At 45.3% G+C, this 514-nt stretch carries 1 protein-coding gene; it reads left to right on the top strand.

Translation table 11 applies throughout. The features are described 5' to 3' along the window. Nucleotides 1-301 precede the first annotated feature (301 nt). On the top strand, nt 302-514 hold a 213-nt coding region (locus RB620_RS30230; protein ID WP_308100875.1), incomplete at its 3' end, for a hypothetical protein.

Genomic DNA, 514 nt, shown 5'->3' with positions numbered 1-514 from the left:
TGCAAGCCTTATTTCCGCATACTGGCCCAAGATTCTCTCCATGACCATGTGGCCGGTTTATTCAAGCATAAATTCTCACAATTACCGGTTAATCTCATGAACTGCATAAGTCATGTATGCCTGTACGCACATGCAATACTTGAAAAATATACCCTTTTATTACAATCCACTAACCATGCAAAAGTCCCAAAATTATTAGATACCACCATGTTTTACTCCGAATACCTTACCTTCGTTTTCGCAAATCTCGGTAGATAGCGTACCATAAGCTTGAATTGGAACGAGTACGGAAGTGGCCACGATGTTCGAGACAGGTCAAATCGAGCATCTGCTGGCCGCGATCGACAACATCGTCAACGGCGAAGTTAACCTGCCGCCGGGCGAACAGAAGAAGATTTTTGAACGGATTCGCGAGGTCGGCAAAGGGTATACGATCATCGGCACGAAATATACGTACAACGCCCGTAATCAGCTCGTCCATCTCGAAAATGCGATTCGCTACGAGGAGTATGAC

The sequence above is a fragment of the Paenibacillus sp. LHD-117 genome (assembly GCF_030929555.1).
Taxonomy (GTDB): domain Bacteria; phylum Bacillota; class Bacilli; order Paenibacillales; family Paenibacillaceae; genus Pristimantibacillus.
The sequence above is the reverse complement of the archived record's forward strand: the minus strand, read 5'-3'. Positions and strand labels throughout refer to the sequence as shown.